Source organism: Acinetobacter sp. S54, assembly GCF_016624945.1.
Classification (GTDB): Bacteria; Pseudomonadota; Gammaproteobacteria; order Pseudomonadales; family Moraxellaceae; genus Acinetobacter.
This window is the reverse complement of record NZ_JACVUI010000002.1, coordinates 343,842-367,299: the sequence shown is the minus strand read 5'-3', so window position 1 is coordinate 367,299 and position 23,458 is coordinate 343,842. Positions and strand designations below refer to the sequence as shown.

At 41.4% G+C, this 23,458-nt stretch carries 26 protein-coding genes and 1 tRNA gene; 25 read left to right on the top strand and 2 right to left on the bottom strand.

The features are described from left to right. The first annotated feature begins 22 nt into the window (after positions 1 to 22). From IAE20_RS04695 to IAE20_RS04575, 25 genes are all read left to right on the top strand, one after another. On the top strand, positions 23 to 1,594 hold the full coding sequence (locus IAE20_RS04695) for a DUF935 domain-containing protein (RefSeq protein WP_200481284.1): 1,572 nt from the start codon (positions 23 to 25) through the stop codon (positions 1,592 to 1,594). Beyond that, positions 1,594 to 3,186, top strand: coding sequence for a phage minor head protein (locus IAE20_RS04690; protein WP_200481282.1), 1,593 nt, complete (start codon positions 1,594 to 1,596; stop codon positions 3,184 to 3,186). Before IAE20_RS04695 ends, IAE20_RS04690 begins: the two co-directional genes overlap by 1 nt. Before the next feature lie 9 nt (positions 3,187 to 3,195). Continuing rightward, positions 3,196 to 3,486, top strand: coding sequence for a hypothetical protein (locus IAE20_RS04685; RefSeq protein WP_200481281.1), 291 nt, complete (start codon positions 3,196 to 3,198; stop codon positions 3,484 to 3,486). Continuing rightward, complete coding sequence (locus IAE20_RS04680; protein WP_200481279.1) at positions 3,486 to 3,983, top strand: phage virion morphogenesis protein; 498 nt, start codon at positions 3,486 to 3,488, stop codon at positions 3,981 to 3,983. The genes IAE20_RS04685 and IAE20_RS04680 overlap by 1 nt, the downstream gene beginning before the upstream one ends. 217 nt (positions 3,984 to 4,200) lie before the next feature. After that, positions 4,201 to 5,286: a phage protease gene (locus tag IAE20_RS04675; RefSeq protein ID WP_200481277.1), complete on the top strand. Its 1,086-nt coding sequence runs from the start codon at positions 4,201 to 4,203 to the stop codon at positions 5,284 to 5,286. Next, on the top strand, positions 5,283 to 5,696 hold the full coding sequence (locus IAE20_RS04670) for a hypothetical protein (protein ID WP_200481276.1): 414 nt from the start codon (positions 5,283 to 5,285) through the stop codon (positions 5,694 to 5,696). Before IAE20_RS04675 ends, IAE20_RS04670 begins: the two co-directional genes overlap by 4 nt. After that, positions 5,693 to 6,601 carry a Mu-like prophage major head subunit gpT family protein gene (locus IAE20_RS04665; RefSeq protein WP_200481274.1) on the top strand — a complete coding sequence of 303 codons (909 nt, stop codon included), beginning with the start codon at positions 5,693 to 5,695 and terminating at the stop codon, positions 6,599 to 6,601. The genes IAE20_RS04670 and IAE20_RS04665 overlap by 4 nt, the downstream gene beginning before the upstream one ends. A 10-nt stretch (positions 6,602 to 6,611) precedes the next feature. Next, on the top strand, positions 6,612 to 7,037 hold the full coding sequence (locus IAE20_RS04660; protein WP_200481273.1) for a gp436 family protein: 426 nt from the start codon (positions 6,612 to 6,614) through the stop codon (positions 7,035 to 7,037). A 2-nt stretch (positions 7,038 to 7,039) separates the two neighbouring features. Beyond that, positions 7,040 to 7,654 (top strand): phage protein Gp37, encoded by a 615-nt coding sequence (locus IAE20_RS04655; RefSeq protein ID WP_200481271.1) that lies wholly within the window; start codon positions 7,040 to 7,042, stop codon positions 7,652 to 7,654. A 9-nt stretch (positions 7,655 to 7,663) separates the two neighbouring features. Continuing rightward, entirely contained in the window at positions 7,664 to 7,945 is a 282-nt protein-coding gene (locus tag IAE20_RS04650; RefSeq protein WP_200481269.1) for a hypothetical protein, read from the top strand. Then, a complete protein-coding gene (locus tag IAE20_RS04645; RefSeq protein ID WP_200529615.1) occupies positions 7,942 to 8,337 on the top strand; it encodes a hypothetical protein in 396 nt (131 codons plus the stop codon). Before IAE20_RS04650 ends, IAE20_RS04645 begins: the two co-directional genes overlap by 4 nt. Before the next feature lie 24 nt (positions 8,338 to 8,361). Next, positions 8,362 to 9,162 carry a phage tail sheath C-terminal domain-containing protein gene (locus IAE20_RS04640; protein WP_200481266.1) on the top strand — a complete coding sequence of 267 codons (801 nt, stop codon included), beginning with the start codon at positions 8,362 to 8,364 and terminating at the stop codon, positions 9,160 to 9,162. A 128-nt stretch (positions 9,163 to 9,290) separates the two neighbouring features. Then, positions 9,291 to 9,659, top strand: a complete 369-nt coding sequence (locus tag IAE20_RS04635) for a hypothetical protein (RefSeq protein WP_200481264.1) — start codon at positions 9,291 to 9,293, stop codon at positions 9,657 to 9,659. Between the two features lie 11 nt (positions 9,660 to 9,670). Next, positions 9,671 to 10,018 (top strand): hypothetical protein, encoded by a 348-nt coding sequence (locus tag IAE20_RS04630; protein ID WP_200481262.1) that lies wholly within the window; start codon positions 9,671 to 9,673, stop codon positions 10,016 to 10,018. A 202-nt stretch (positions 10,019 to 10,220) separates the two neighbouring features. After that, complete coding sequence (locus tag IAE20_RS04625) at positions 10,221 to 12,383, top strand: hypothetical protein (RefSeq protein ID WP_200481260.1); 2,163 nt, start codon at positions 10,221 to 10,223, stop codon at positions 12,381 to 12,383. 55 nt (positions 12,384 to 12,438) lie between these two features. After that, complete coding sequence (locus IAE20_RS04620) at positions 12,439 to 13,062, top strand: hypothetical protein (protein WP_200481259.1); 624 nt, start codon at positions 12,439 to 12,441, stop codon at positions 13,060 to 13,062. An 89-nt stretch (positions 13,063 to 13,151) separates the two neighbouring features. Then, complete coding sequence (locus IAE20_RS04615; protein WP_200481257.1) at positions 13,152 to 14,357, top strand: DNA circularization N-terminal domain-containing protein; 1,206 nt, start codon at positions 13,152 to 13,154, stop codon at positions 14,355 to 14,357. Beyond that, the gene (locus IAE20_RS04610; RefSeq protein WP_200481255.1) at positions 14,347 to 15,456 is read left to right on the top strand and encodes a phage baseplate assembly protein; all 1,110 of its coding nucleotides are present in this window, start codon (positions 14,347 to 14,349) and stop codon (positions 15,454 to 15,456) included. Before IAE20_RS04615 ends, IAE20_RS04610 begins: the two co-directional genes overlap by 11 nt. Then, the gene (locus tag IAE20_RS04605; protein ID WP_200481254.1) at positions 15,449 to 15,907 is read left to right on the top strand and encodes a phage baseplate assembly protein; all 459 of its coding nucleotides are present in this window, start codon (positions 15,449 to 15,451) and stop codon (positions 15,905 to 15,907) included. Before IAE20_RS04610 ends, IAE20_RS04605 begins: the two co-directional genes overlap by 8 nt. A gap of 12 nt (positions 15,908 to 15,919) precedes the next feature. Beyond that, positions 15,920 to 16,282 (top strand): phage GP46 family protein, encoded by a 363-nt coding sequence (locus tag IAE20_RS04600; protein ID WP_200481253.1) that lies wholly within the window; start codon positions 15,920 to 15,922, stop codon positions 16,280 to 16,282. Then, a complete protein-coding gene (locus IAE20_RS04595) occupies positions 16,283 to 17,332 on the top strand; it encodes a baseplate J/gp47 family protein (RefSeq protein ID WP_200481252.1) in 1,050 nt (349 codons plus the stop codon). It begins immediately after the preceding gene. Beyond that, positions 17,332 to 17,865: a hypothetical protein gene (locus tag IAE20_RS04590; RefSeq protein ID WP_200481430.1), complete on the top strand. Its 534-nt coding sequence runs from the start codon at positions 17,332 to 17,334 to the stop codon at positions 17,863 to 17,865. The genes IAE20_RS04595 and IAE20_RS04590 overlap by 1 nt, the downstream gene beginning before the upstream one ends. Further along, a complete protein-coding gene (locus IAE20_RS04585) occupies positions 17,866 to 19,260 on the top strand; it encodes a hypothetical protein (RefSeq protein WP_200481250.1) in 1,395 nt (464 codons plus the stop codon). 8 nt (positions 19,261 to 19,268) lie between these two features. Continuing rightward, positions 19,269 to 19,598, top strand: coding sequence for a hypothetical protein (locus IAE20_RS04580; protein WP_200481248.1), 330 nt, complete (start codon positions 19,269 to 19,271; stop codon positions 19,596 to 19,598). Continuing rightward, entirely contained in the window at positions 19,595 to 20,947 is a 1,353-nt protein-coding gene (locus IAE20_RS04575) for a hypothetical protein (RefSeq protein WP_200481247.1), read from the top strand. Before IAE20_RS04580 ends, IAE20_RS04575 begins: the two co-directional genes overlap by 4 nt. A gap of 298 nt (positions 20,948 to 21,245) precedes the next feature. Here the strand turns inward: IAE20_RS04575 and IAE20_RS04570 are convergent. Beyond that, positions 21,246 to 21,322: transfer RNA gene (locus IAE20_RS04570), tRNA-Val, on the bottom strand. 18 nt (positions 21,323 to 21,340) lie between these two features. Next, positions 21,341 to 23,344 (bottom strand): transglutaminaseTgpA domain-containing protein, encoded by a 2,004-nt coding sequence (locus tag IAE20_RS04565; protein ID WP_200481246.1) that lies wholly within the window; start codon positions 23,342 to 23,344, stop codon positions 21,341 to 21,343. Positions 23,345 to 23,458 lie beyond the last annotated feature (114 nt).

Genomic DNA, 23,458 nt, shown 5'->3' with positions numbered 1-23,458 from the left:
TAATTACTGGCATTTATTCGTTATGGCAAAGAAAAAAAGCAAAGCAAAAGATGATCGTTCAGCGTTAGATGCGCCTCAAACTGCTGATGTGGGCTGGATCAATCAACAAGAACATCCAACTAATGGACTGACTCCAAGTCGGCTTGCACAACTTCTAATCGCTGCTGAAAGCGGAGATTTGTCTGCACAAGCGGATTTGGGCGCAGACATGGAAGAAAAGGACGGTCATATTTTTAGTGAGCTGTCCAAGCGTAAAAAAGCCATTAACGAGCTGGACTGGGAAGTTAAACCACCAAAAAACGCAACAGACCAGGAAAAGAAAATCGCATCTGAAGTGCATGAATGGATCGACGATATAGATGATCTTGAAATGATTTTCTTTGATGCGCTGGATGCTATTGGTCATGGCTATAGTTGCCAAGCGATTGAATGGGAAAAAGTAGGCAGTCTGATTTTACCCAAGTCTTTTGAACACCGCCTTGCGCGTGAGTTTAAAACTCCAACAAATCAACCCAATGAATTACGTTGGGTTAAAAATGGAGTAGAAGAAGAGCTGTGGGATTATGGTTGGCTGACTCATTACCACAAAGCAAAATCGGGCTATATATCACGTTCTGGTTTGCATCGTGTTCTTTGTTATCCGTATGTATTTAAAAATTATGGAATGGCAGATGTTTTGCGATTCTTAGAAGTTTATGGACTACCGATTCGTATTGGTTCTTATCCAGCAGGCGCGACAAAAGAAGAAAAATGGACATTGCTAAAAGCGGTATTAAGTATTGGCCGCGATGCAGGGGGTATTATCCCACAAGGCATGAAAATTGATTTTCAGAATGCGGCCAGTGGTGACACTGATAATCACATGGGGCTGATAAAATATTGTGATCAGACGGAATCTAAAATCATTGTCGGTGGCACATTACTCAGTGATGTAAGCGGCAAAACAAGTACAAATGCACAGTCTAAAACACATGAAATTGGCTTTGAAACCATTATTAAATCGGATGCTAAACAGCTTGGACGTTCAATTACTGGCACATTGATTAGTTATTTGATGCGTCTTAATTTTCCGAATATCACGCCAGATCGTTATCCAAAGTTTAAGTTTGATGTTTCTGATATTGAGGATATCGAAACTTACGCTAAAGCAATTCCTGAGCTAGTGGACGTGGGCATGCAAATACCACTGGAATGGGTGCATACCAAACTTGGCATTCCACAGCCCGATAGCAAAGATGTTCCTGTACTGTCAAGAATTCAACCGCAGCAACAGGCGGCCAACCGTTTTAATTTTAAAGGTTTTAAACTAGCGTCGTTGTCACAACAATTACAACAAAATCTATATCAGGATCAGGCTCTACTTGATCAAGCGATGAATCAGCTTGATAGCGGTCAGATTAATGCTCAAGCCCAAGCCATTATTGCCCCGATTTTAAAACAACTGGAGCCAGCAAAAACCATCGATGAAGCTTTAGGCATCATCGCAGAAATTGCACCGGGTAAAACAATGGATCAGATGCAGGAAATGCTGACTAAGTTAATCTTCAGTGCGGAAGTGTGGGGAGCAATTGCGGTTCAGTCGGAGCTTAGTTAATGACAATGCCCGATGAGAAAACTTTCCATGCATTCTTTGGTCAGCCTCCTGATAAAGCGATCCAATATCTAAGTGATAAAGAGTTAGTTCCAACTAAAAACTGGTATGACATTTTAGACGGTGCGCATAATAAAGCGTTTGTGATTTCTAATCTGGCACGTGTAGATATTTTGGGTGACATTAAGCAGTCATTGATGGATGCACAGAAAAAGGGTCTGACGATAGAGCAGTGGCGGGAAAACATTTTTCCCACTTTAAAGTCTAAGGGGTGGTGGGGTAAAGATGAAGACGGCAAGGATATGGGGACAGCCTTTCGCATGGAAACCATTTATCGAACCAATCTTCAATCTGCATATATGGCTGGCCGTCGGCATGAAATGCTGCAATCTGTCGATACACATCCGTACTGGCGATATGTCGCTGTCATGGATAATCGGACACGTCCTGCCCATCGAGCCTTAAACGGAAAAGTTATGCCTGCGGATGATCCTGCGTGGGATAGCATCTTTCCGCCCAACGGTTTTAATTGTCGTTGTCGTGTTTCACCAATGACCGAAGGGGCAGTGAAGCGTGGCGACTATACGATTGAAACAAGTAAGGGGCATATCGAAACTGAAGCCGTCGGTGTAGGTTATGGATCGACATCGGCAACTGTGACGAAACTTAAATTGCCAAGTATGGACGTGCCTTTTAAAACCGATGCAGGGTTTAATAGTGCGCCTTCAGTCGGTGTAACCAAGCAACTTATTGATAAGACCAAGCCTGATATTCTTAAACAGTTACCAGAGCATCCAGTATTTACGCCAGAAAATGCCACAGTGAATGATTTTATTGAACTGGGTAAACAACGTCTCACAGACTTACTCAAAGTGCCAGCGTTGGAAAATCAGAGCTTACAACAAGTTTTAGATACAGCTAGTTCTATCGTTGATTATTTGCCACACCATCAAAAGCTCCAGTCATGGACAGTTCGGGAGCTGGAGCGTACCCGTCAGGCTGGAACAATTACTCCAGAGATTAAGGGTGGCGCGCAGGCTAAAAAGTTATTAAAAGAAGCAACCAAAGGCTATCCAGCATCTTGGATGAAAGCAGCCAATGAGATGGGAACATTAAACGTCAAGTTTAGTGTTAAAGATCGAGGCTGGGCATTTACCGCAAAACGTAATGGAATGGTGCAGTTACCGAAGTTTGGCATAGTGAATGCAGCCAAAGGAGAAGGCTTTATGATGGCAGGGCATTTTGGTACTGCGGTGCATGAGTTTGCGCATCGCATTCAATCGGCACGTCCTGATATTGATGATTTATTTCAGCAAGAACACAGGCTCAGAACAGCAAATGAAAGCTTACAACGTCTACGTGATTTAGTGCCTAGATCGGGTTATGCAACTGAAGAAGTCGCTAAGCCTGATGGTTATTACAATGCTTATATGGGCAAGGAATATAAACAGGGAGGTGCGTTAGAAGTTATGACAATGGCACTGCAACCGATACTTGGTGTTGACATGGGAGATGCTAAAATGTTATTCGAGATGTATCACAAAGATCGTCGTATGCTAGAATTAGCACTCGGCATATTATTTCATTGTTTATAGGAGGCTGTAATGGAGCTTGTTTTAAAACATGCATCAAAGCCTGCTGTGCATTTACAGTGGGATAAAGAGCCAGGAACTCTACAAGGCGATCAAAACTTAATTGATCAAATCCACGCGATTGCAGATATGGCATTGCAAGAAGGCTATATTTCGCATCCAATCCCATGCGTTGATTATCCTGTCACGGATCCATTTCATGATGAACAAGAGTTGGCTTTGATTTTTGCCTTTCTTGGTTATGACTGTGATCAAGTTTCTATTCCTCAAATACAAAGCTTTTCGGATAACGTGACTTACTAATGCAAATCGTCATTGATGATTCAGAGTTACAACAAAAATTAAATCATGCTGCACAAAAATTATCGGATACCACGCCGTTAATGCGTAGCTTGTCTTTATCTTTGTTAAATGTCACTGAAGAAAACTTTGCTGCTCAGGGTCGTCCCGCATGGGCAGCTCTCAAGAATCCGCGAGAGGGTGGATTAATTCTACAAAAATCGGGACAGCTTGCAGCCAGTGTCACTCCCTTTCATGGAGTGGATCATGCGGGGGTAGGTTCAAATAAAGTTTATGCTGCGATTCACCATCTCGGTGGTAAAACGAAACCACACATCATTAAACCCAAAAACAAAAAAGCCTTAGCATTTGGCGGTGGTGTTTATAAGCAAGTCAATCATCCTGGCTCAAATATTCCAGCTAGACCTTATTTGCCAATGGACGGCAATGGAAATTTACAACGTGAAGCACAAGAAGAAATCGAAGATGTTATCGATGTTTATCTGAAAAACATTTTTTAATGCTGTTCTCAAGCTTAGATATTGCATTTAATCGCGTTAGAGTAGCGTTAGAATTAAAAGAAAAACTCAAAACGATAAATCGTATAGCTCAACAATTTAGATCGCTTAAATCGTCTTACATCTCCATTTCACTTTTATAGAAAATCGGAAGCCGTTCCGTCTAACTTTTCATGTCTGAAATTTTAATCTCATATCTTCTTTATCAAGATTTGACGATATGAACAAAACTGCGCTGCTTGCATATTGCGCTTTCGATTTAAAAGTTACGCCTGAAGGTGGAAAGCTTTTGCTGATTCCCGAAGGTCAATTTCGTGGAATCGATGGTCGTCCTTATGATGCTCCGTACTGGCAATTGACTGCCGAGAACGGTCGCAAAATTGCAGCGCAATTAAATTTACGTTCAATCGACATGCTGATTGATTATGAGCATGGCGTTATCGTCGCACAGAAAACAGGTAGTCCCGTCATTGCATCGGGTTGGCTCAAGGCTGGAAGATTTGAATATGTAGATGGTGTTGGGCTTTGCTCAAATAACTGGGAATGGACTGCTAAAGCAAAAGGCTTTATTGAAGCCCACGAATATAAATATTTATCACCCTTCTTTTTACATGATGAAGCTGGCGAAGTTACTGGCTTGCTCAATGTCGCATTAACCAATATTCCGAATCTTGATGATGCTCCAGCGGCTTTACTTGCTGCTGCGGCACAGGATTACTTTTCTCAAAATAAACATTCTCAACAAGAGGATTCATTCATGAACGAGTTTTTAAAACTCATGCTTAAAAAGCTTGGGCTTGCTGAAAATGCAACTGAAGCAGATGCCATTGCAGCGGCGAATAGTCAGTTTGCTAGCTTTGATGCGGGCTTTGGAACCACACTTGCGGGTGATCAAGCCTTTGCTCCAGCGATTCAAGCTGCAATTTCGGTGAAAGCCGCTGCAAATAGTCAAACTCCTGATCCAGCCAAGTTTGTCCCAATTGCAGTCGTAACAGGGTTGCATCAGCAAATTGCAGACTTAAAAACCAATCTGCAGGCCAATGAAGTCGAAACCATGATTACTGCGGCATGTAGTGATGGACGCTTGCTTGGTGATGACATGAAAGTTTGGGCTACTCAACTTGGTGAAACCAATCCGCAGGCATTGAAAGATTACCTGGACAAAGCCCCAAAAATTCCTGCGCTCAGTGGTAAGCAAACTGATAATGCTGCGCCAAATAGTCAGCAACCAGGACAAAAACAATATACGGCTGAAGAACTGCAAGCCGCAAATCTTATGGGTGTTTCATTGGGAGAGCCGAAGTGAGCAGTATTTTAAAAAATGGCCGAGATCGCCAAACAGCACGACGAGATCTAGGGCTTATTGCTTTGAAAGTCAAAGCGGATTCGATTATTCGTGCTGGATTTTTGGTGTGTTTGGATTCAACTGGCTACGCGATTGAAGGCAAAGCTGGAACTGATCTTGTCTATATTGGTCGTGCTGAAGAATTTGTGGACAACACCGATGGTTTGGATGGAGATGCTCAAATTGCTGTTCGTACCCACAACGCATTTTTATATGACAACAGTACAAGTGATCCAGTGACTCAAGCATCGATTGGTCGACCTTGCTTTATTGAAGATGGGCAGACCGTTGCAAAAACTGATGCCACTGGCACGTTGTCACAAGCGGGTCGTGTGGTTGGAATTGATTTAGATGGAGTGTGGATCGAATGAATGTAAACGGTACTACGATTGATGCAATTTTTCTGAGCCTATCAACGGCTTTCAACCAGACTTTTGCCGCAACTCCGACAGAGTGGCAAACCATTGCAATGGAAATCCCAAGCTCTGGTGCTTATGTTGATCATCGTTGGTTGGGTGCTTTTCCACAAATGAAAGAGTGGATCGGCAAAAAGAACATCAAAAAGCTTGATGAATACGAATATGTTGTCAAAAACAAATCGTATGAATCAACCATTGAAATCAAGCGCGATGATATTGAGGACGATCAAATCGGGATTTACGGTATCCAGGCGCAGAACGCGGGTGCTGCTGCTAAAAAGCATCCTGATCAGTTGGTTTACCAAGCTGTTAATACAGTGTTTACGGCTAAATGTTTCGATGGCCAGCCTATGGTCTCAAACAATCACAAAGTAGGTAAAAGCACTGTAAGCAACAAAGGCACTAAAAAGTTGTCTACAGCTACAGCCGCTGCTGCTGACTTATCTTATGGTGCAGGCCGTCAAAAAATGATGGAGTTTGAGGACGAGTCTGGAGAGTCTTTAGGTGTTATTCCTAATATCTTGCTTGTACCACCAGCATTGGAAACCGTCGGTAAGAAATTACTGACTGCTGAAAAACTGGATGATGGGTCGATCAATCCTTATGTTGGCACTGCAAAACTTGTGGTTTCAACTCGTATCAAAAATCCAAACTACTGGATGCTGCTTGATACCAGCAAACCAGTGAAACCGTTCATTTATCAAAAACGTAAAGCTGCGAATCTCGTTAAATCGACTAATCCTGAAGCACCTAATGTGTTCCTGGAAGGTGTGTTCTATTACGGTGTGGAAGCGCGTGGGAATGCTGGTTTTGGTTTCTGGCAGCTTATCTATGCTTCTGATGGTTCACAGGGATAAGGGGTAATTTATGAGCTATGTCACTGCTGAAGCGATGATTAACAAATTTGGTGAAACTGAAATCATCGAACTCACCAGTTCTAACGGTTTTAGTCTTGAGATTAATTACGACAAGTTACAGCTTGCGATTGATGCTGCAAACAGTGAAATCGACGGTTATTTAGCAAGTCGTTATCAATTGCCTTTATCTCAAGTGCCGCCTTTTTTAGTCTCAATTGGCTGTGACATGGCTCATTTTCATGCATCGGTTGGTGATACGCAGGAAACGTCCAGAACCAGGACTCGTTATGAAATTGCGATTAAAAACTTGATCAATATTTCTAAAGGGTTAGTGGCATTGGGTGGTAAGCCTGCGGGTGAATCAGCCCCCGCACCCACATCACAAAATAACGTGATGTGGGTGGTTGGTCGTAATGACTTTAAGAATGGGTATTGATCATGAGCTATCTAAATCTTTCTGAAATTGAACAGGGTATTAAAGCGGCAATCGTGGCTTTGAATCGCCCTTATATCGCCAGTATTGAAACGTATGGCGGTGAGTTCGATGCAGGTCTTGCTGACGTTGTGCGTCGTTTCCCCGCGATTTGGACGACGTTTGCTGGAGCTGGTAAAGCTGTTCAGTTATCAGCGCGTAAATTTAAACGTCCTTTAACTTTCGTCACTCTGGTTGGCGCGAAGTCGCTTCGCAATGAAGAAGCGACACGACAAGGTGTGGACGAAAATGGGCAACAGATTAGCTGTGGGACTTTTCAATTACTCAACGATGTAGAACGAGCTTTACTCAATAACAATTTAAAGCTCTTCGGTGTTTCTGGTTTAGATCCGTTTGAGCTTGGCAAAATTGATAAGGTCTATGACCAAAAAACTAAAGATGCCGCTATTAGCGTTTTTGCGCAACATTGGCATACCAATTTTACAACTACTCAATCCGCTGCTGATTTTGATCCAGATTCAGGTGCTGATTGGATGCAAGCCGTAAATGTCGATTATTTCTTTAAGCCACAAGATGACATCAAAGATGGTTCTGATCTTGTTCTGCTTAACAACCAATAGGATTTTAAAATGAACATTCCGTCAAATTGGAAAACGCCTGGCACTTATATTGATATTAATCTCAATGCACAGCGTACTGGCTTACCTGCCAATATTCATAAGATTTTATTTTTAACAAATGATCTTTTGTTAAATGAATCAGAAGCATCAAATGTTCCTTTAAGTATTTATGACAAAGCTGGAGCAGATGTGCTGTTTGGTGAAAATTCTGAAGCGGGTCGTATGATCACTGCTGCAATTAAAGTCAATAAAAAAGTGGATGTGCAATGCTTGGGAAAGTCGGCGACGTGAGTGAACCTTCACAGCCAATCGGTTGTGAAGGTTCAACTTCTGAAATTACCGTCGGATTAATTACTGGAAGTGGAATTCTTGGATTTTCGGTTAATGACGAGAGTTTGGGTTTCTCGCGTCCATTTCGCGACGGAATACCTGCAATCATGGCAACTCACGGTATTTCAATGATTGCGCTTGATGAGAATAACAACATTGTGACTCAAGAAAATTCACCAGATTTTTCAAATGCTGCGCGCGCTCACTTTGTCAATAACTCGAATGAATACAAGCGTATTCAAATTGAAATTGGTGATGCAAGTCAAGTAAAAACAAATTATACGCCTGAAAATGGCTCATTTAATTTTGATACTGTCACTCAAATCACGACATTTTGTTTAGCACCAGTCTAGTGTCTAATAAAAAGGAAAAAACCGATGTCTATTCAAGAAATAATCGCCCCACTTGGGCATACGATTATCGCACTATCAGAGCCGCCTACTAATGGATCTGACAGTCAAGCATGGTCAACGTATCTCAACAATGTAAGTAGTGCGTTAGAACAGCGCGGAGCTATCTTGATAGCCCCATTTTCTAACGTAGATGATGCACAAGAGTTTGCTGCTCAAGCTTCTATTGACACAAATTATCGAATAGTAGCTGCTTGTTATCATGGTGCTGATGATCAATTATCAGAAATTGCGGCTTCAGTTGCGGCAGCATTTGCTGATTCTAACGATCCTGCTGTGCCATTTAATAATTACAACTTGCCAGGACTGAATCCAGTTGAGCCTCAATATGATTTGCTTAATGAGCGAATTGAAGCGGCTTTGTCAGCGGGTGTATGTATGCTCCGAACTGGCCCCGATGGAGTACCAGAAATCATCCGAGCGATATGTACATATCAAAATAATGCTGAAACTGGGGAGCCTGATGGTTTACTTCCCGACATTAACGGTGCGCTGATATTAGACTATGTGCGTAAAGTGGTTCGAGCTGCGGTACGTGCCAATGGCCGACGCAAAAATACGGCTCGTGAACGTAAAAACTTACGTTCATTGATTTTAGTAGAACTGCTCAAACTTGAAGAAGCTGAGATTTTGCAAAATGTTCGTGAACGAGCAAATGAGTTAGTTGTAGCTGAAGACACGACGGATCGTTCGCGTGTGAATGTGAAGATTCCTGCCGACTGGGTGCGTGGTATGCACGTTATTGCTGCTCAGTTAGATGTGTATTGATTCAATTCAAATAAATTAATTATAAAAGTCGCTTCGGCGGCTTTTTTGCTTCAGGGAAGCCGTTCCGTCTAACTTTTCAAAGAATAGTTCTCATCATAGTGATGATGTTAATTCTTTGAGTATGAAAGATGGATGATGAATTTGTCGGGACGATAGTCCTGTATGTCAATGGCGATGAAATTGACTGTGCCAGTGTAAACCCAACGGAGCAAGCTGGACGTAAGCTTGTGTCTACGATGAACAGCAAAGGTCGTGCAAATAAATCGGCACGTACTACAAAATCAGGTGCTATTCAAATCGAAGCCTATATTCCTGAAGAGGGCGCGTTGGATTGGGCTTCGATTAGTGGCGCAACACTTGTTATTGAATCACTGGATGGTTCATACCGTGAAACATATAGCGGTGTTGGTGTAATCACTGTTGGTAAGAAGTACCAAAATGAGAGTGAAGCAACACAATCACTAGATTGTTTCTACAAGAGCTATGTGATTGAGTGAGGTCTAAAGTTATGAAAATTGAAGGTACTCTACCTGTTGCGATGCTCGCGTTGGTTGGGCAACAAACAGTAAAAACTAAAAATATTGTGATGGTTCAACAGACCACAGAACAATATTATCAAGCTCAAGCCACTGCATTACCTGGTCAATGGATCGAAATTATTGATCTTGCTTCTATGACAAAACTAGTCGATGAAAATAGCAAAGAAATTCCTGTTTCTTATGAAATGCTTGCAAGCACGTCACGCCAAAACCGTGATTATTTAATTTCATTACGTTCACAATTGGATGCAAAGGAAATAGCCGAGAGCGAAGATATACCGTCAGTAGAGAGCGAGGATTCGATAGAATCAGCTTAATTACACCGCTTTTGCAAACTGGTATTTCATACACCGAAGCCTTATCAATGCCAGTTTGCACAGCGTTTCACTTGCTCTTGAGTGGGCGGCAAAAAAATACCCATAAAGAATCTACATCCGCAACCCAATCCACACCTAGCTCAGCTACAGGTGGAGGAAAACGTAAAATCGCTACTCGTCGCCAAAAAAAGGGTAAATAGTCATGTCAGGATCAAATACTACTGTAGCTTTAACAATTAAGTTAAAGGGAGATGTTGGCAAAGAGTTAGCTCGTATTGGTGACGTTCAATATAAAGCAGTACAAAAGGTTAATCAGGAATCACAACGCCTCAAGCCAATTCAAGCGGATCAATTGAACACAGCTAAAAAGATTGCGGGTGAATTGGGTAAGCAAGTAAATTTAGTAAAGGCTTCTGATACTGCACGTAAACTTGGGTTGAGAACAGAGAAAGAAATTAATGCTGAAATTCGTAAAACCCAAGCAAATTATGCAGAGCTAGGAAGGCTTCAGCGCAAAGGTGTAATGACTGCGAACGATATGCAACGTGCGTATGCAGCTATGAATCAGCGTGTTGCTCAATTAAATCGTGAATTGGGTAAAACTGATCAAATACAAAAAGCCGTTAAGGTGCAGTCGCCTCAAGTTACTGGAACAGGGATCGGTACTCTACAGAAAGGAACGATGCTTGCTGGAGCTGTTGCTGGTGGGGTTTACGCGATCCAGCGCCCAGTGAGGGATGCAATTCAGTATGAAAAAGATTTAGCTCAGTTATCTATTACGACCTATGACGATAAAAATGATCGTAAAGCTGGTCAGGATAGATTACGTGGAATTATTTCATCTACAGCAAAAAAATACGGCCAGACCACTGATGATGTTTTGACTGGTTTAAATAGCTTAGTGGCTTCAGGTAAATATAAAGGATCAACTAATGCAGAAACAGAAACCAATCTTAAAGGCGCATTAAGTGCTGCGGCTGAAGCCGCTCAAGCTTCAGGCGGTGATATATTGGATTTTACTCAACTATCTGTAGCTGCAAGAGCAAAAAAACTCAATGAACGTGAATATATGAGTTATGCAGTTCAGGCAGGTAAGGAAGGAAATTTTGAAACGAGAGATTTGGCAAAATATTTAAATAAACAATATGGGATGTTGCCATCTGATCCAGCCAATCAAAAGAGACAAGCATCTCAACTTATGGCTTTAAACCAAGTTGCTATGTCAACAGCAGGAGGTGCGGATGAAGCTGGTAATAATGTTGTAAATCTTTTAAATAAAATGAATGCTGATCCGACAAAGAAAACCTTAAAAAAAGATTATGGCATTGATCTTGAGAAAGAATATTTAAAAGGTGCAGAACAAGGTAAAACGCGTTTTGATGTGTTTGGTGAAGCTTTAGCTAAAGCGATGCAAAAGGATTCTCGTTATCGTCAGGTCATGGGTGACTTAAAGAAGGCGGGTAACTCCGAAGAACGTCAGCAAATACTCGAAAGTAAGCAGGGTATTCTTCAACAGTCTGCACTTTCCAATGTCTTGCCAGATATGCAGGCTTTATCTGCTGGTGTGGCGATGGTGTCTCAATGGGATGAGATGCAACGTATCACAAAAGCAAATCAGGAACTCGGTCTCCAGTCGCTTACAGATGATGCAGGGACGATGCGAGATACTGCAAGCTATGGTGTGAATGCTGGTTTGGTTACAAAGAAAAATTCTGAATTTGAGGCTATGCGCGGTTTAACCGATGTGATTGGTGATACCTCTTTAAAACTATCTGAGTATGCTGATCAATATCCAAACTTATCTAAAGCCATTGCGGGAACCACTGTTGCTATGACCGCACTTGCAGGGGTAACAGGTGGGGCTGCTATAGGCGGTGTGTTAGGTGGAAAAGCAGGAGGCGGTGCGGTTGGTGGGTTAGCTGCTGGAGGAGCAGGGACTGCAATGCGAGTGGGTGGTCAGTTAGCCGTTGCAGGTGTGGCAGGATATGGAATTGGTACAGCAGCGCGAAACATGTACATGACGACAGAAACGGGTCAAAAATTTGATGATTGGGCGGGTGAGAAAATTACCCAAGTCCTTGCTGCATTCGGTAATGATGAAGCTCAGGCTGCATTAGATGCTCAAGCTAAGTATGATGAAATGATTGCTCAACAAGAACAACAGAATCAAAAAACAGATCAACAATTACAAATGAACGCGCAATTTCTTACTGAACTCCGAGCTATGCGTGGTGACTTATCGAACTTTGGCAATCGTCCAATTATGATTCATGGTGGCTCTATGTTAGATTCTGTTAGCGGTGAGGCTCAAAAACAGTCAAATCGGTTCGGAACTGTGCCTTATAGTCCTTTAATATCAAAATAGTTTTTTAGCTTTTAAAAGTTAAGTAAAATGGTCAGTTCATATACAGGGGAACTTTATGAAAAAATTAGTATTAACAACTTTTATCTGTATGTTGGGCTTAATAGGGTGTTCAAAAGAACCTAAATCATCTAATGATGAAAATACAATTCAACCAGCTATAGCACAAGAAAAACCAGCCGATAGAGAAAAAACTGATGAAGAAAAAGGACTTGAACTTTTACTATCCAAACAAACATTACCTGATGTAATTTCAATGCTAAAACCTAAAATGTCAGATGAGTTTGATGCTTTCCCAGTAGCAGCAGGACTTATGGCAATTTGGATGGAAAATCACAAAACTAAAATAAGCGATATAAAAAATCTTGAGTCTTCAAGTCGTGGGAAAATTTTAAAAGATTCTTTCAACGAGCGTGGCAAAAGGTTATGTGTTCAAGGTCAAATTGTTGAGATTGAAGTGGATCGATCTGGAGGTTTTCCAGTCTATCATGCTGGTATAGTTACAAATTATACTGATGTAACGAGAGTTCTTGCTGTTGGGTCAACGGGAGATTTAACTGCTGAGTCTCATGGTGCATTCTGTGGTGTTGTAATTGGCAAAATAGGTTTTACTAACTCAACTGGTGGTACAACTAGCGCACCATATTTAGTGGGATTGTTTGATCTTCCTGAAAACAGATAATCTTAAAATATATAATAGGAAGTCGTTCCGTCTAACTTTATAGACTGATTTTTTCACAATAACCCTATCGTATGATGGGGTTATTTTTTATGGGCTGGGAAACAGATTTATATGAAGGCAGTTTTCGGGGTGTAACGTTTGATACCGTTTCGATTACTGACGCTTATACAAAATCTCTAGCAATTCACCAGGCTCCATATTCTAACGCAGCACAAATCGAAGATATGGGGCTTGATCCCCGTAAAATCTCAGTGACAGCACTTTACACAGGTGATTATTATTTACCCTGGCTAAAAGCCCTTACAGCAGCACTTGTTGAAACTGGATCGGGTGAACTGATTCATCCAATTCATGGTATTGCCCAAGTGTATGCGCATTCATGGCAAGAAGTACACGACGCTGAAAACCCTGATTATGTGGGTTTATCGATTGATTTTCTCAAAGCTGAAGATGAAGAACGCTCTTTATTCATTCCAACATCCACAGTTGAAAGTATCGATTATGAGCAAATCTTAGCTACTCCAGCACAATCGTTAGAAAAAGAACTTAAAGCGTTAGAACGATCAGATAGTAACGCCTTTTTCAATACTGTGAGTAAAATCCGAAACGGCCTGCAATCTGCATATAAATTAATCAATAATACACAAAAGAATATTGATAATGTTTTATCGCCTGCGAGCTGGGCGTATGGCTTGGTTAGTGATGTGAGTAAGCTAGTGACGTTTGATGTGACTGATATTTCAGCCATGTCGAAATGGCGTAGTCTTGCTAAACGTGTCGAAAAACTTGGCGCAGTCTTTGACGATAATAATTCTAGCCCTGCATTAAAACAGTTGTGGAGAGCAACAACGGTCACTTCACAAGTTGCGGTGGCTCAACAAATCGTGAATCTGACACGTGAAGAAACGGCAAAAGCCAATTCAACTGAAGCAAGCTTAACCCCGCCAGAACTAGCCGTTATTCGGCAACGTGTACGCCAGGACTTGCAATCTACCATTGTTCAAGAACGTTCTATTTCGGCTGAAATTGCGGATAGCAATAATCTACAGCCTGTTACGCAAATCGCAGTCTATAAGCAAGCCGCAGACCAGATTCATGAGCAGATTCAGGAACTCATTGAAGCACGTCCACCGATCACAACAACGGTCATCAAACTACCATCAACAGTACATTTACTTGCTCACCAACTTTATGGTGATTTCACACGTTCAAGCGAGATCCTGCGTCTAAATCCGAATCTTGAAAATCCTGCGGTACTTCGGGCAGGACAGGAGTTGACTGTCTATGCTCGTTGATAACCAAAATAAAGAAATTCGCCTAGTCGTAAACGGTATTGAATGCACGACTTGGGACGAAGCAAGCCTTGATAGTGCGATTGATACACCAGCAGATGGATGGAGTCTAACATTATGGAATCCAAGCGTAGGCAATCTTGATCCACGTATTAAAGCAGGTGCTACGGCAAAGGTTTACTACGGTAAAGAGCTGGTACTGACGGGCATCATAGATAATTTAAAAGACATTGTGGGACGCGCTGGCCGTGTGATCAATCTAAATGGTCGTGATCTAGCAGGACAGCTTTTAGATTGCTCAGTTCCGATTTTTAACGGTAAGCAGCTTACTTTGCAAGAGCTGGTCAATCGCTATGTCAAAGATGGCAACCTTGCATCTTTATTCAATAAGTTTGAGATTCAAAATACATCTTGGCTGAAGAATAAAGTTTCAGTTGAGCCAGGTGAAAGTATTTGGGATTCACTTGTTAAGGCCGCTCAGGTCACTGGTCAGCATATCTGGCTAGAAGCAAACGGAACACTAGTGGTTGGTGATCCTTTTGCTAGTTCTTATCAGGTTCAAACGGCTTTGACTTTAATGTCTTACGGCAAAGATAATAACGTAATCAATGCTGAATATGACGAAGATGTTTCTCAAGTCTTTACCGATATTCAGATTCTTAGCCAGGACTCGGATGCTAATAAAATTCTGGCTGAAGGTTCATCCAGTACGCCATATTCATATCAACGCTTAAAACTGGTGACTTCGGGTGAAGTTGAAAACCAAGCCGAAGCACAAGCACTTCTGAATAAAGTTATTCATGACAATGACCTAGAAGCCTACACATTAAATTGTGATGTGGCTGGTTGGCTCATTGACGGCAAAGTTTGGCAAACAGGCTGTACAGTCAATTTTCAAAGCGATGCTCTTCTTCGTGCAAATGCAAAGTGGGTCGTCATGGGGCGAACACTTACTTTGTCACGCAACAACGGTAAAACCACACGCTTGAAACTTAAACGTCAGGGCGATTGGGCGCAGCCATTAAAACTTAAACAAGAACAGCCAAAGCAGCAGAAAAAGAAAACCCAAAAACAAAAGCAAAGTGAGGCATCTCATGATTAAAACGATGCGTAAACAAATCGCTAGTACGGCTAATCAAGTGCGCCAGGCTTTTTTTGGATTAGTTGCTCGGACTACTTCAAAAACACTTCAGATCAAAGGTCTGAATGATGAAGTATTACAAGACATTGAAGTGATTCAACATGTCGGTTTTGCTTCATGGATTCCACCAGGTGCAAAAGTGGTGATCTTACCCCTTGATGGCAAAACTAGCCGAACTGTAGTCATCGGATCGACTGGTGCTTCAGTCATGGTCGAAGTTGCAGAAGGAGAAACATGCATTTTTGATCAGTTCGGAAACGAGTTCCGTCTTGGTGAGAATGGGGCAAAGCTGAATTGTGACCTGCATGTTGATGGGGAGGTGTTCGATAAAAAAGGATCAATGCAAGAAATACGCAGTACATATAACGGACATAAACACGGCAACACTTCAGTGCCAAATGAGCAAATGTGAGGTAAATAAAACATGGCGAATATTAATTTAGAAACAAAAGATTATGTGCTGACTTCACTTGATGAGGCTTTTACTGTTGATGTTGTTCAATCGATTTGCAATCGCTTAAATATTCAGCGTGGACGTTATTGGGCGAATCCGAATTTAGGCAGTCGATTCTACACATTGCAACGTTCTAAAGATGTGCCACGCATGATTGGACTTGTGAAGCAAATTGCAGATGAGGCTCTGGCTGGACTTGTACCAGGACGTTTATCGTCAATTACGACGGTTGCATCACAAAAAGAAAGAAGTCGTATTGATTTAACGATTGATGCAGTACGTCTGACTGGTGAAAAACAAACGATCACTTATTTTGTTGCAGTGGGTGGCTAAATGTCATTTTCAATTCCTACTTACAATCAGATTCGTCAACTTATCCTACAGGAAGTTAGGAATTTAACTGGTATTACTGCGCCAGATGATTCTGATGCGGCCATTCGCGCGGATGGCGAAGCTGCGGTGGTTGAAGGCTTATATCAACATCAAAAATATATTGAACGTCAGCTTTTTATCTCAACAGCAGACGAGCCATATTTGTACGTTCATGCGGAGCGTTTAGGCTTGCCACGACTCGCAGGTACTTTTGCGAGTGGAAATGGTAAAGCGATTTCTAACGCGAATCTGACGATTTCTAACGCTGCAAAAGTGACAGATGGAAAGGGTCACTATTGGACTGTAACTTCATCAATTTCTCTTCAGCCGAATATTGAAGCGATTATCGAGATATTGGCTGATCAGGCGGGAGTTGGATGGAACTATAGCGGTACATCTTTAATGTGGGTTGCACCTGAAGCGGGTTTGAGTTCAACCGTAAGCGTTATTAGTCTAAATGGTGGAACTGATCAGGAAGATCTGGAAGATTGGCGCGCGCGGTTGTTAGAAAGAGAACAGCTAGGGCTTTCACGTGATCGTGAGAGTGATCTCAAAGCAAAAATGAAAGATGTGCCAGGCGTTGGGGAAGTTTATGTGTATCCCAAACGTCGAGGGTTAGGGTCGATGGATGTTGCAATCACTGCCAAAGGCACACCACCAACATTACCAAGTTCAGTACTCATTGCTTCAGCTCAAGCTGCGCTTGATGGCGATGCTGGTTTTTGGGCGGATTGTCTAGTTTATTCACCGACTGAGCAAGTTGTGCCCGTAACTGCAATCATCACAGGTTCAAACGTAGATTTAGATACTGTTCGTCAAGTGATTCGTGATTATTTTGCTGAAATTGCACCAGCAGAAAGTTATCAATGGGCAATTTTGTCAGCACGTATTTTAGAAGTTGATAATGTGACTGATGTGCAACTGTCGCCATCTTCAAATATCGTGCCTGAAGTGAATTGGATGTACACCAAGTGGTTACGTCTTGGCACTCTATCAGTGAGTGCGGCATGATGACATTAGAGCAAACCACTGAGCTTTATGCTTCTGTACTGCGTCAATTGCTGCCTGTAGGCGGTTATGATCGCGCTCCTGGTTCAACTATCGACAAAGATATCTATGCACATGCTAAGGCATTTGCTCAGGCTGATTTTGATGCCAAGAGACTTCTTCAGGTAATTAATTCAATACCTGTTGAATTAATCAATGAGTATGAAAATGCGTTGGGCTTACCACTTAAATGCACAACCAATGTGAATCGTACAATCGAAGAACGTTTGGAAATTATCAACTGGATCAGACATACCACCAATGTTTTAAACCGAACTTATGTAGCGCAGCTCTTGCAGATTTTTGGGATTGAACTGGTCGAGCTAGTCAACTTTAAGCCTTTTAAATGCACTGATCCAAGTGATTCACCAGTCAATACTGAAGTACTGCGTTACAAAGTCAAATTAGTCGTTAGAACACCGTTAAATGCCGACATGGCATGCATTATTAAAAATTATTTACCCGCATTTTTGCGAATAGATGTTGTGGAGATATAAATGAAGCGAATTGATACGATCAATGCCCGCGCCGATGTGAATGGACAAGGCAAAGCAGGATTTCATGCCAACGATGATCTGGCTGGTGTTGATGCAACCTATGTCAGTCCGTCTTGGCTCAATATAATGCAAGAAGAAAATGCGAATGTGATAGAGCAATCGGATATTCAGCTTGATCCACAAGACAATAGTCAGCTTTATCAAGCGATTCGATTTCAATTAAAGACTCTGGCTAGTGCGATTTATCATGTCGGTTCATGGCACGGTTCAAATAACACAGATTACAATCCAGCTTTAGCGTTAAAGCCATTTTTTGGCTATGAAACGACATGGGTGTTATGGCCGTATGTGCCTCAAGGTGTGGGTTCACAAGGTGATTCACTCGGTGCTATTTCAGGTATTAATGCGGGTTCATCGTTTCAAACTGCGACAACGCGCATCTGGCAACGTTTGGAAGATGGCGCAACTGGGCCGACTTATCAGCTCACTTCAAATAAAACGGTAGTCGATGAAGGTGGACAAGTCACGTTCACATTGCAAACGACGGGATTAGCGGCTGGAACCCCTGTTGATTGGGTTATTACAGGGATTCAATCCGATGATATTTCACCGTCGGATTTATCGGGTCAATTCATTCTTGACGCTACGGGTAAAGCGACTAAAACACTGGATATTATTGCGGACAATAAGACGGAAGGTAATCAAACGCTCACATTCAAACTGACATATATACCGAATAAACAAGTGGCGGTGTTGATTATGGATACCAGTAAATATCCTGAAGGCCAAACCACATATTATGAAGGATCGCATTCACTCACAGTTGAAGCCAATCAAACCATTACGATTGATATGTTTGCAGCTGGAGGTGGCGGCGGTGGTTCGATTTATACGGGCGGCGATCCAAACTGTTCGGGTACTGATGGCGGCAATATCGTTTTAACGAATGCATCAAACGTGATCACAGTCGGTGGTGGTAAAGGCGGAACTGGGGGACGTTGGGGTAATGGCTCGTATTTCTTCAATGGTGAAGCTGGAGCTGGTGGAACAAACAATATAGTTGCTGATGCTAATTTCAGTATCCTTGCGAATCAGACGGGTAATGCTGCTGTCATCGGTTCGCGCTGGAATCGACAAGAAGGTGCAACAGGTATCGCGTCAAGTATCGGTACTTTAAATGGTGGTGGTGCAGGTGCTTGGGGCATCGGCGATGAAAAATGGTCGTTTGGCGGTGGTGGAGGTTCAGGTGGACGTGTACAAGTACAGTTCACCAATAGCTCTGAATCTTCAATAACAATGTCACTGGTAGTGGGTGGACGTGGTATTGGCTGGAAAAACTCAGGCAATTACGGTGACGATGGCGGTATTGGTTTTGCACTTGTGACTACGTCTTGAGGTGATCAATGAACGCAATTTTCAAAATCGGCGATAGTTTTGCAGTACCAGTTCAGTTTTATGACACTGAATCTGACTCAGGTATGACGATCACGGGTGATATGGTTATTACAGCTCGTATCATTAACGCTCAGAATCAAACGATAGCAGAGCCACAGGTAACAGTGTATCCAGATCAGCAACAAGATGCAGGCATGATTTTACTTGAAGTGCCTATATCTCAGACTGCTCTCTGGAAAGAAGGTACAGCACAAATGGATATCAAGCTTGAAATGAATGGCAACGTTCGTCACTCGCAGAATATCTCATTTCGTATTGTTCGGAGCATTACAGCATGAGCAATATTGCATTACGTGTATTCTGGAATAACAACCCAATTCCTATTTCTGAAAAGTTTAAAAATCCTGATTTACTAATCAATGTGCCTTTTGGTGCGATGATTTCACATCCAGCTTCAGGTGGATCTGGTTCGATTTATTCAGTCAATGGCAAAACTGGAACTGTCGTTTTAGATGCTTCTGATGTTCACGCAGAGCCTATAGGTTCAGTCGCTTCAGCTAAATCAGCATTAGAAAGTGAAATCGAGACAGTTCGCACTTTGGCTCAGACAAATGAGTTAAAAATATCGACTAAGACTGATCAAACTGACTTTGAACAAGCACAACAGCAGATTGAACAGAATCGTTTAGCATTGCTGACGAAAGCTGACATTCAAGCTTTAGCATTGTTATCACAATTAGTTGATACAAAAGCCGATCAATCGTATGTGAATCAACAGATAGCTAATCTTGTCGGCTCTGCGCCTGAAGCACTCAATACAATATATGAACTTGCAGCAGCAATTCAGAATGAACAAAGTATCATTGAAACACTGAATCAATCCGTTGCAAACCGAGTCCGCTTTGATGTTGCAACTCAAGCCTTGACCGAGATTCAGAAAGAGAATGCTCGGACGAATATAGGTGCTGAAAAGCTCGGTACAGCACAACAGCTTGTCAGTCAGATTACAGCGCAAAGCTTGGGTGCGGCTACAGCGGCACAGGGTGCAAAAGCAGATACAGCACTTCAAAGTGCTGACGTGGCTCCAGTGGCTTTGTCGGGTTTATTTTCAAGTCTTAGCGGACAATCAAAGATATTTGATGTGGTGTATAGTGCGTATGCTTTGGGTACGAATACAGCGATTTTAGCGACTGATACACTTGGGCAGATGCTTGGGAAGCTGCAAGCTCAGATTACAGCATTAAGTTCAGGAACGTCTGTAAATTGGGTGAAAGCAAACGTGGTTGGAACATATCCAAGTAGCGTAACTCCTTCTGTTAAAGGGTATGGCGCTACAGTTTCGACAGATTGGGAATTTGCTAAGATTAATGGGATGCTATGGATGCGGGGAGGTTTCACAATCACAGCGAATACTCTTGCTATTCTAACGTTTAATCCAGAGTATAAAGTTAGAGCGGTTGGTACAGGCAGGCTAATAAACATAAATGCAGCTTCTAATGCTTTTAATGCAGAGTCACCATCAACTCAAACCATATTAAGTATTTACTCAAACGGGGCAGTTTTGACAACCACAGATGCATCTACTGTTGGTCAAAGACTAGAAGGGACAGGGAGTAGTAATTTAGGAAGTGGAAGTTGGACGTGTGCCAACGGTGTTTTATGTTTAGGGATATTAGTCAGTGCATAATATAAAAAAGCTTTTCACATGATGAAAAGCTTTAGTCATAAAAAATACGCTTGAAAATTATCTCATAAAAGCATGATGAATTCAATAAGTATTTGATTTGTTTAGATGGTGCAGAATAACTTAAAAAATTTCAGTGCGAAATGAAAAACAAATTAGTGCGAAATTGGCCGAAAACTTACACTTAGCTCGTTTAAATGAGAGGATCGGTCAATTTTTTTAAATACTCTCAAATTTCCTACTAAAACAAAAAAACCACCTTGAATGGTGGCTTTTAAGTTACTGATAAATCAGTATATCTTGGTAGGCATATCCAGACTCGAACTGGAGACCTCTACGATGTCAACGTAGCGCTCTAACCAACTGAGCTATACGCCTAAGTGTGAGTAATCATATTCAGTTTTCAGCAGGATGACAAGTTTTTTCTACGTACTTTATTTTAGATGCACAGACTTTAAGCAATTGATTGAATTTTATATGGTCTTTGTCTGAAACTTGCCCAGAAAACATTATTTTTTCATGTATTTGTATGAGGTCATTAAATAATTCTCGCTGCTGCGCATGTTGAGCCAATCGTAACATCCAGCATTTAAAGGTTTCGCTGGTTTGTCTTTTTAAATTGTGAGGTAACTTTTTCTGAAAGTGTTTAATTTGACGTTCGATTGAAGATATTTCTTTTCTATTTTTAAACCAAAGCCACAGCGTATATACAATAATCAGAAAAATGATTGTAAATACCATGAGAAGTGTATAACTATAAATTGAATAGAATCCAAGTTTCGATAATAAGTTTTTTTGTCGGTCAACATCATAACCAACAACTTTGCTTTGCCATTGATAACCTAAATAATCACTCCAGACCCGCATATTTTTAATCAAGTTAAAGTTTTGTTGTTTCCAGAAAGTTCCAGCTTGCTCACCCCAAATATGATCATCTTGTTGTAAATATTGTTGCATGCCTGCATCCACACGCATTGGCGCGACCACAGCGGTAGGGTCAATTCTTTGCCAATGACCATTTATGTACACCTCTGACCATGCATGTGCATCAAGCTGTCGAACTTCCCAGCTTTTAGCGTCAGGAGCAAGTTGACCCCCTTGATAACCGATGACCACTCGTGCGGGAATACCTGCATAGCGCATGAGTAAAACGAAGCTTGAGGCGTAGTGTTCACAAAACCCTTTTTTTGTTTCAAATAAAAATTGATCAGTACGATTACCATTTAAAACTTCAGGGGAAAGAGTATAAATAAAACCTTGCTGTTGAAACCAATGTAAAATATTTCGGATATAAAGCTCAGGTTGCTCATTACTTTGCTGCCATAAACGTTGGGCGAGTTTCTGAGTTTTGGGTTGCGGCTGAAAATTCATTCGTTGGGCTTGTTTTATTTGTTGTTGATTATATTGATATTCTAAATAAGGTGAGTCGACCCAGCTTAGAAGAATGGGCTGATTGCGTTGAACCATTCGTCGTGGTTTTATGCTTCCATCAGCATATATTTGATAGCTTGATTCAGTAGGAACGGAATGTTCCAACGACATAATCCATGTTTGTTGAGGGTCAGCTGACAAATATTGATAATTTAGCACTTTTAGGCGATTTACATCATAATTGACAGGTGTCTGGTTAATAGCATTATTTGTCCAAACTGCACCATCGTAATCATCTAGCACCATTGCTCGCCAATACATATTTTGTCGTTGTGGAAGTTGACGTAAATCACCTGTAACTCGAAATGCAAGTGCCGAAGATTGTGATAATTGAGCAATATCCCCTGGTGACATACGATCACTCATTCCTGTTACCCCTTGATTCGAAGCAATTGGAACACGCCAGAGTGGGGGAAGTCTGGGGAAGAAAATGAATAGGATAATAAAAAATGGAAGGGCAATCGAGAGAAATCCAGCCACATGCTTTAAATCACGTGTTATAGAGACTTTTTTATTTGGTTGACTAAGAAATTTAGTAATTTGAATACGATATAAACCAATAAAGCAAAAAATTAAGCAAAAAAGTACAGTTAATGTCATTACAAATGACTGACTATGTAAGAACAAGCTGGCGCTAACAAATAGTCCAAAATTAAAAACGATAAGTAAATCCCTAATATTTTTACTTTCTAAACATTTGGCAAATAAGCATGTGCTTAATACAGCAACTCCAGCCTCTACACCCCAAAAACTTTTAAATTTTGTATAAATGGCAGCAAGACAGCTCAAGACAAATGCGATTAGCAACCATTTTGAAACTGGCGCAATTTTACCTTGTGAATATCTCCAAATCATTGTAACAAGCATGATGGCCCAAACCCCAAGCAACGTTATCGGCATATAAACTAATTGCGCGATAAAAATAAATGCAAGTAACGGGATGAGACAAAAATAAAGAATAGACGTCATGATGTTAGGGCTTGAAATATTGGAAGAAACTGCATTTTTAATTATCTCTTGTGCTGTGAATTCACTATACCATTTCAGATCTGTATTTAAACGACAAGATTAAGTAAGCATTAC

What these genes read in the sequence shown, in the direction of transcription:
- IAE20_RS04650 (WP_200481269.1), top strand. Translation starts at nt 7,664, where the DNA reads ATGAACATTCCGTCAAATTGGAAAACGCCTGGCACTTATATTGATATT.
- IAE20_RS04685 (WP_200481281.1), top strand. Translation starts at nt 3,196, where the DNA reads ATGGAGCTTGTTTTAAAACATGCATCAAAGCCTGCTGTGCATTTACAG.
- IAE20_RS04675 (WP_200481277.1), top strand. Translation starts at nt 4,201, where the DNA reads ATGAACAAAACTGCGCTGCTTGCATATTGCGCTTTCGATTTAAAAGTT.
- IAE20_RS04580 (WP_200481248.1), top strand. Translation starts at nt 19,269, where the DNA reads ATGAACGCAATTTTCAAAATCGGCGATAGTTTTGCAGTACCAGTTCAG.
- IAE20_RS04595 (WP_200481252.1), top strand. Translation starts at nt 16,283, where the DNA reads ATGTCATTTTCAATTCCTACTTACAATCAGATTCGTCAACTTATCCTA.
- IAE20_RS04665 (WP_200481274.1), top strand. Translation starts at nt 5,693, where the DNA reads ATGAATGTAAACGGTACTACGATTGATGCAATTTTTCTGAGCCTATCA.
- IAE20_RS04590 (WP_200481430.1), top strand. Translation starts at nt 17,332, where the DNA reads ATGACATTAGAGCAAACCACTGAGCTTTATGCTTCTGTACTGCGTCAA.
- IAE20_RS04600 (WP_200481253.1), top strand. Translation starts at nt 15,920, where the DNA reads ATGGCGAATATTAATTTAGAAACAAAAGATTATGTGCTGACTTCACTT.
- IAE20_RS04620 (WP_200481259.1), top strand. Translation starts at nt 12,439, where the DNA reads ATGAAAAAATTAGTATTAACAACTTTTATCTGTATGTTGGGCTTAATA.
- IAE20_RS04635 (WP_200481264.1), top strand. Translation starts at nt 9,291, where the DNA reads ATGGATGATGAATTTGTCGGGACGATAGTCCTGTATGTCAATGGCGAT.
- IAE20_RS04640 (WP_200481266.1), top strand. Translation starts at nt 8,362, where the DNA reads ATGTCTATTCAAGAAATAATCGCCCCACTTGGGCATACGATTATCGCA.
- IAE20_RS04610 (WP_200481255.1), top strand. Translation starts at nt 14,347, where the DNA reads ATGCTCGTTGATAACCAAAATAAAGAAATTCGCCTAGTCGTAAACGGT.
- IAE20_RS04660 (WP_200481273.1), top strand. Translation starts at nt 6,612, where the DNA reads ATGAGCTATGTCACTGCTGAAGCGATGATTAACAAATTTGGTGAAACT.
- IAE20_RS04615 (WP_200481257.1), top strand. Translation starts at nt 13,152, where the DNA reads ATGGGCTGGGAAACAGATTTATATGAAGGCAGTTTTCGGGGTGTAACG.
- IAE20_RS04630 (WP_200481262.1), top strand. Translation starts at nt 9,671, where the DNA reads ATGAAAATTGAAGGTACTCTACCTGTTGCGATGCTCGCGTTGGTTGGG.
- IAE20_RS04605 (WP_200481254.1), top strand. Translation starts at nt 15,449, where the DNA reads ATGATTAAAACGATGCGTAAACAAATCGCTAGTACGGCTAATCAAGTG.
- IAE20_RS04585 (WP_200481250.1), top strand. Translation starts at nt 17,866, where the DNA reads ATGAAGCGAATTGATACGATCAATGCCCGCGCCGATGTGAATGGACAA.
- IAE20_RS04575 (WP_200481247.1), top strand. Translation starts at nt 19,595, where the DNA reads ATGAGCAATATTGCATTACGTGTATTCTGGAATAACAACCCAATTCCT.
- IAE20_RS04625 (WP_200481260.1), top strand. Translation starts at nt 10,221, where the DNA reads ATGTCAGGATCAAATACTACTGTAGCTTTAACAATTAAGTTAAAGGGA.
- IAE20_RS04690 (WP_200481282.1), top strand. Translation starts at nt 1,594, where the DNA reads ATGACAATGCCCGATGAGAAAACTTTCCATGCATTCTTTGGTCAGCCT.
- IAE20_RS04680 (WP_200481279.1), top strand. Translation starts at nt 3,486, where the DNA reads ATGCAAATCGTCATTGATGATTCAGAGTTACAACAAAAATTAAATCAT.
- IAE20_RS04565 (WP_200481246.1), bottom strand. Translation starts at nt 23,344, where the DNA reads ATGACGTCTATTCTTTATTTTTGTCTCATCCCGTTACTTGCATTTATT.
- IAE20_RS04655 (WP_200481271.1), top strand. Translation starts at nt 7,040, where the DNA reads ATGAGCTATCTAAATCTTTCTGAAATTGAACAGGGTATTAAAGCGGCA.
- IAE20_RS04695 (WP_200481284.1), top strand. Translation starts at nt 23, where the DNA reads ATGGCAAAGAAAAAAAGCAAAGCAAAAGATGATCGTTCAGCGTTAGAT.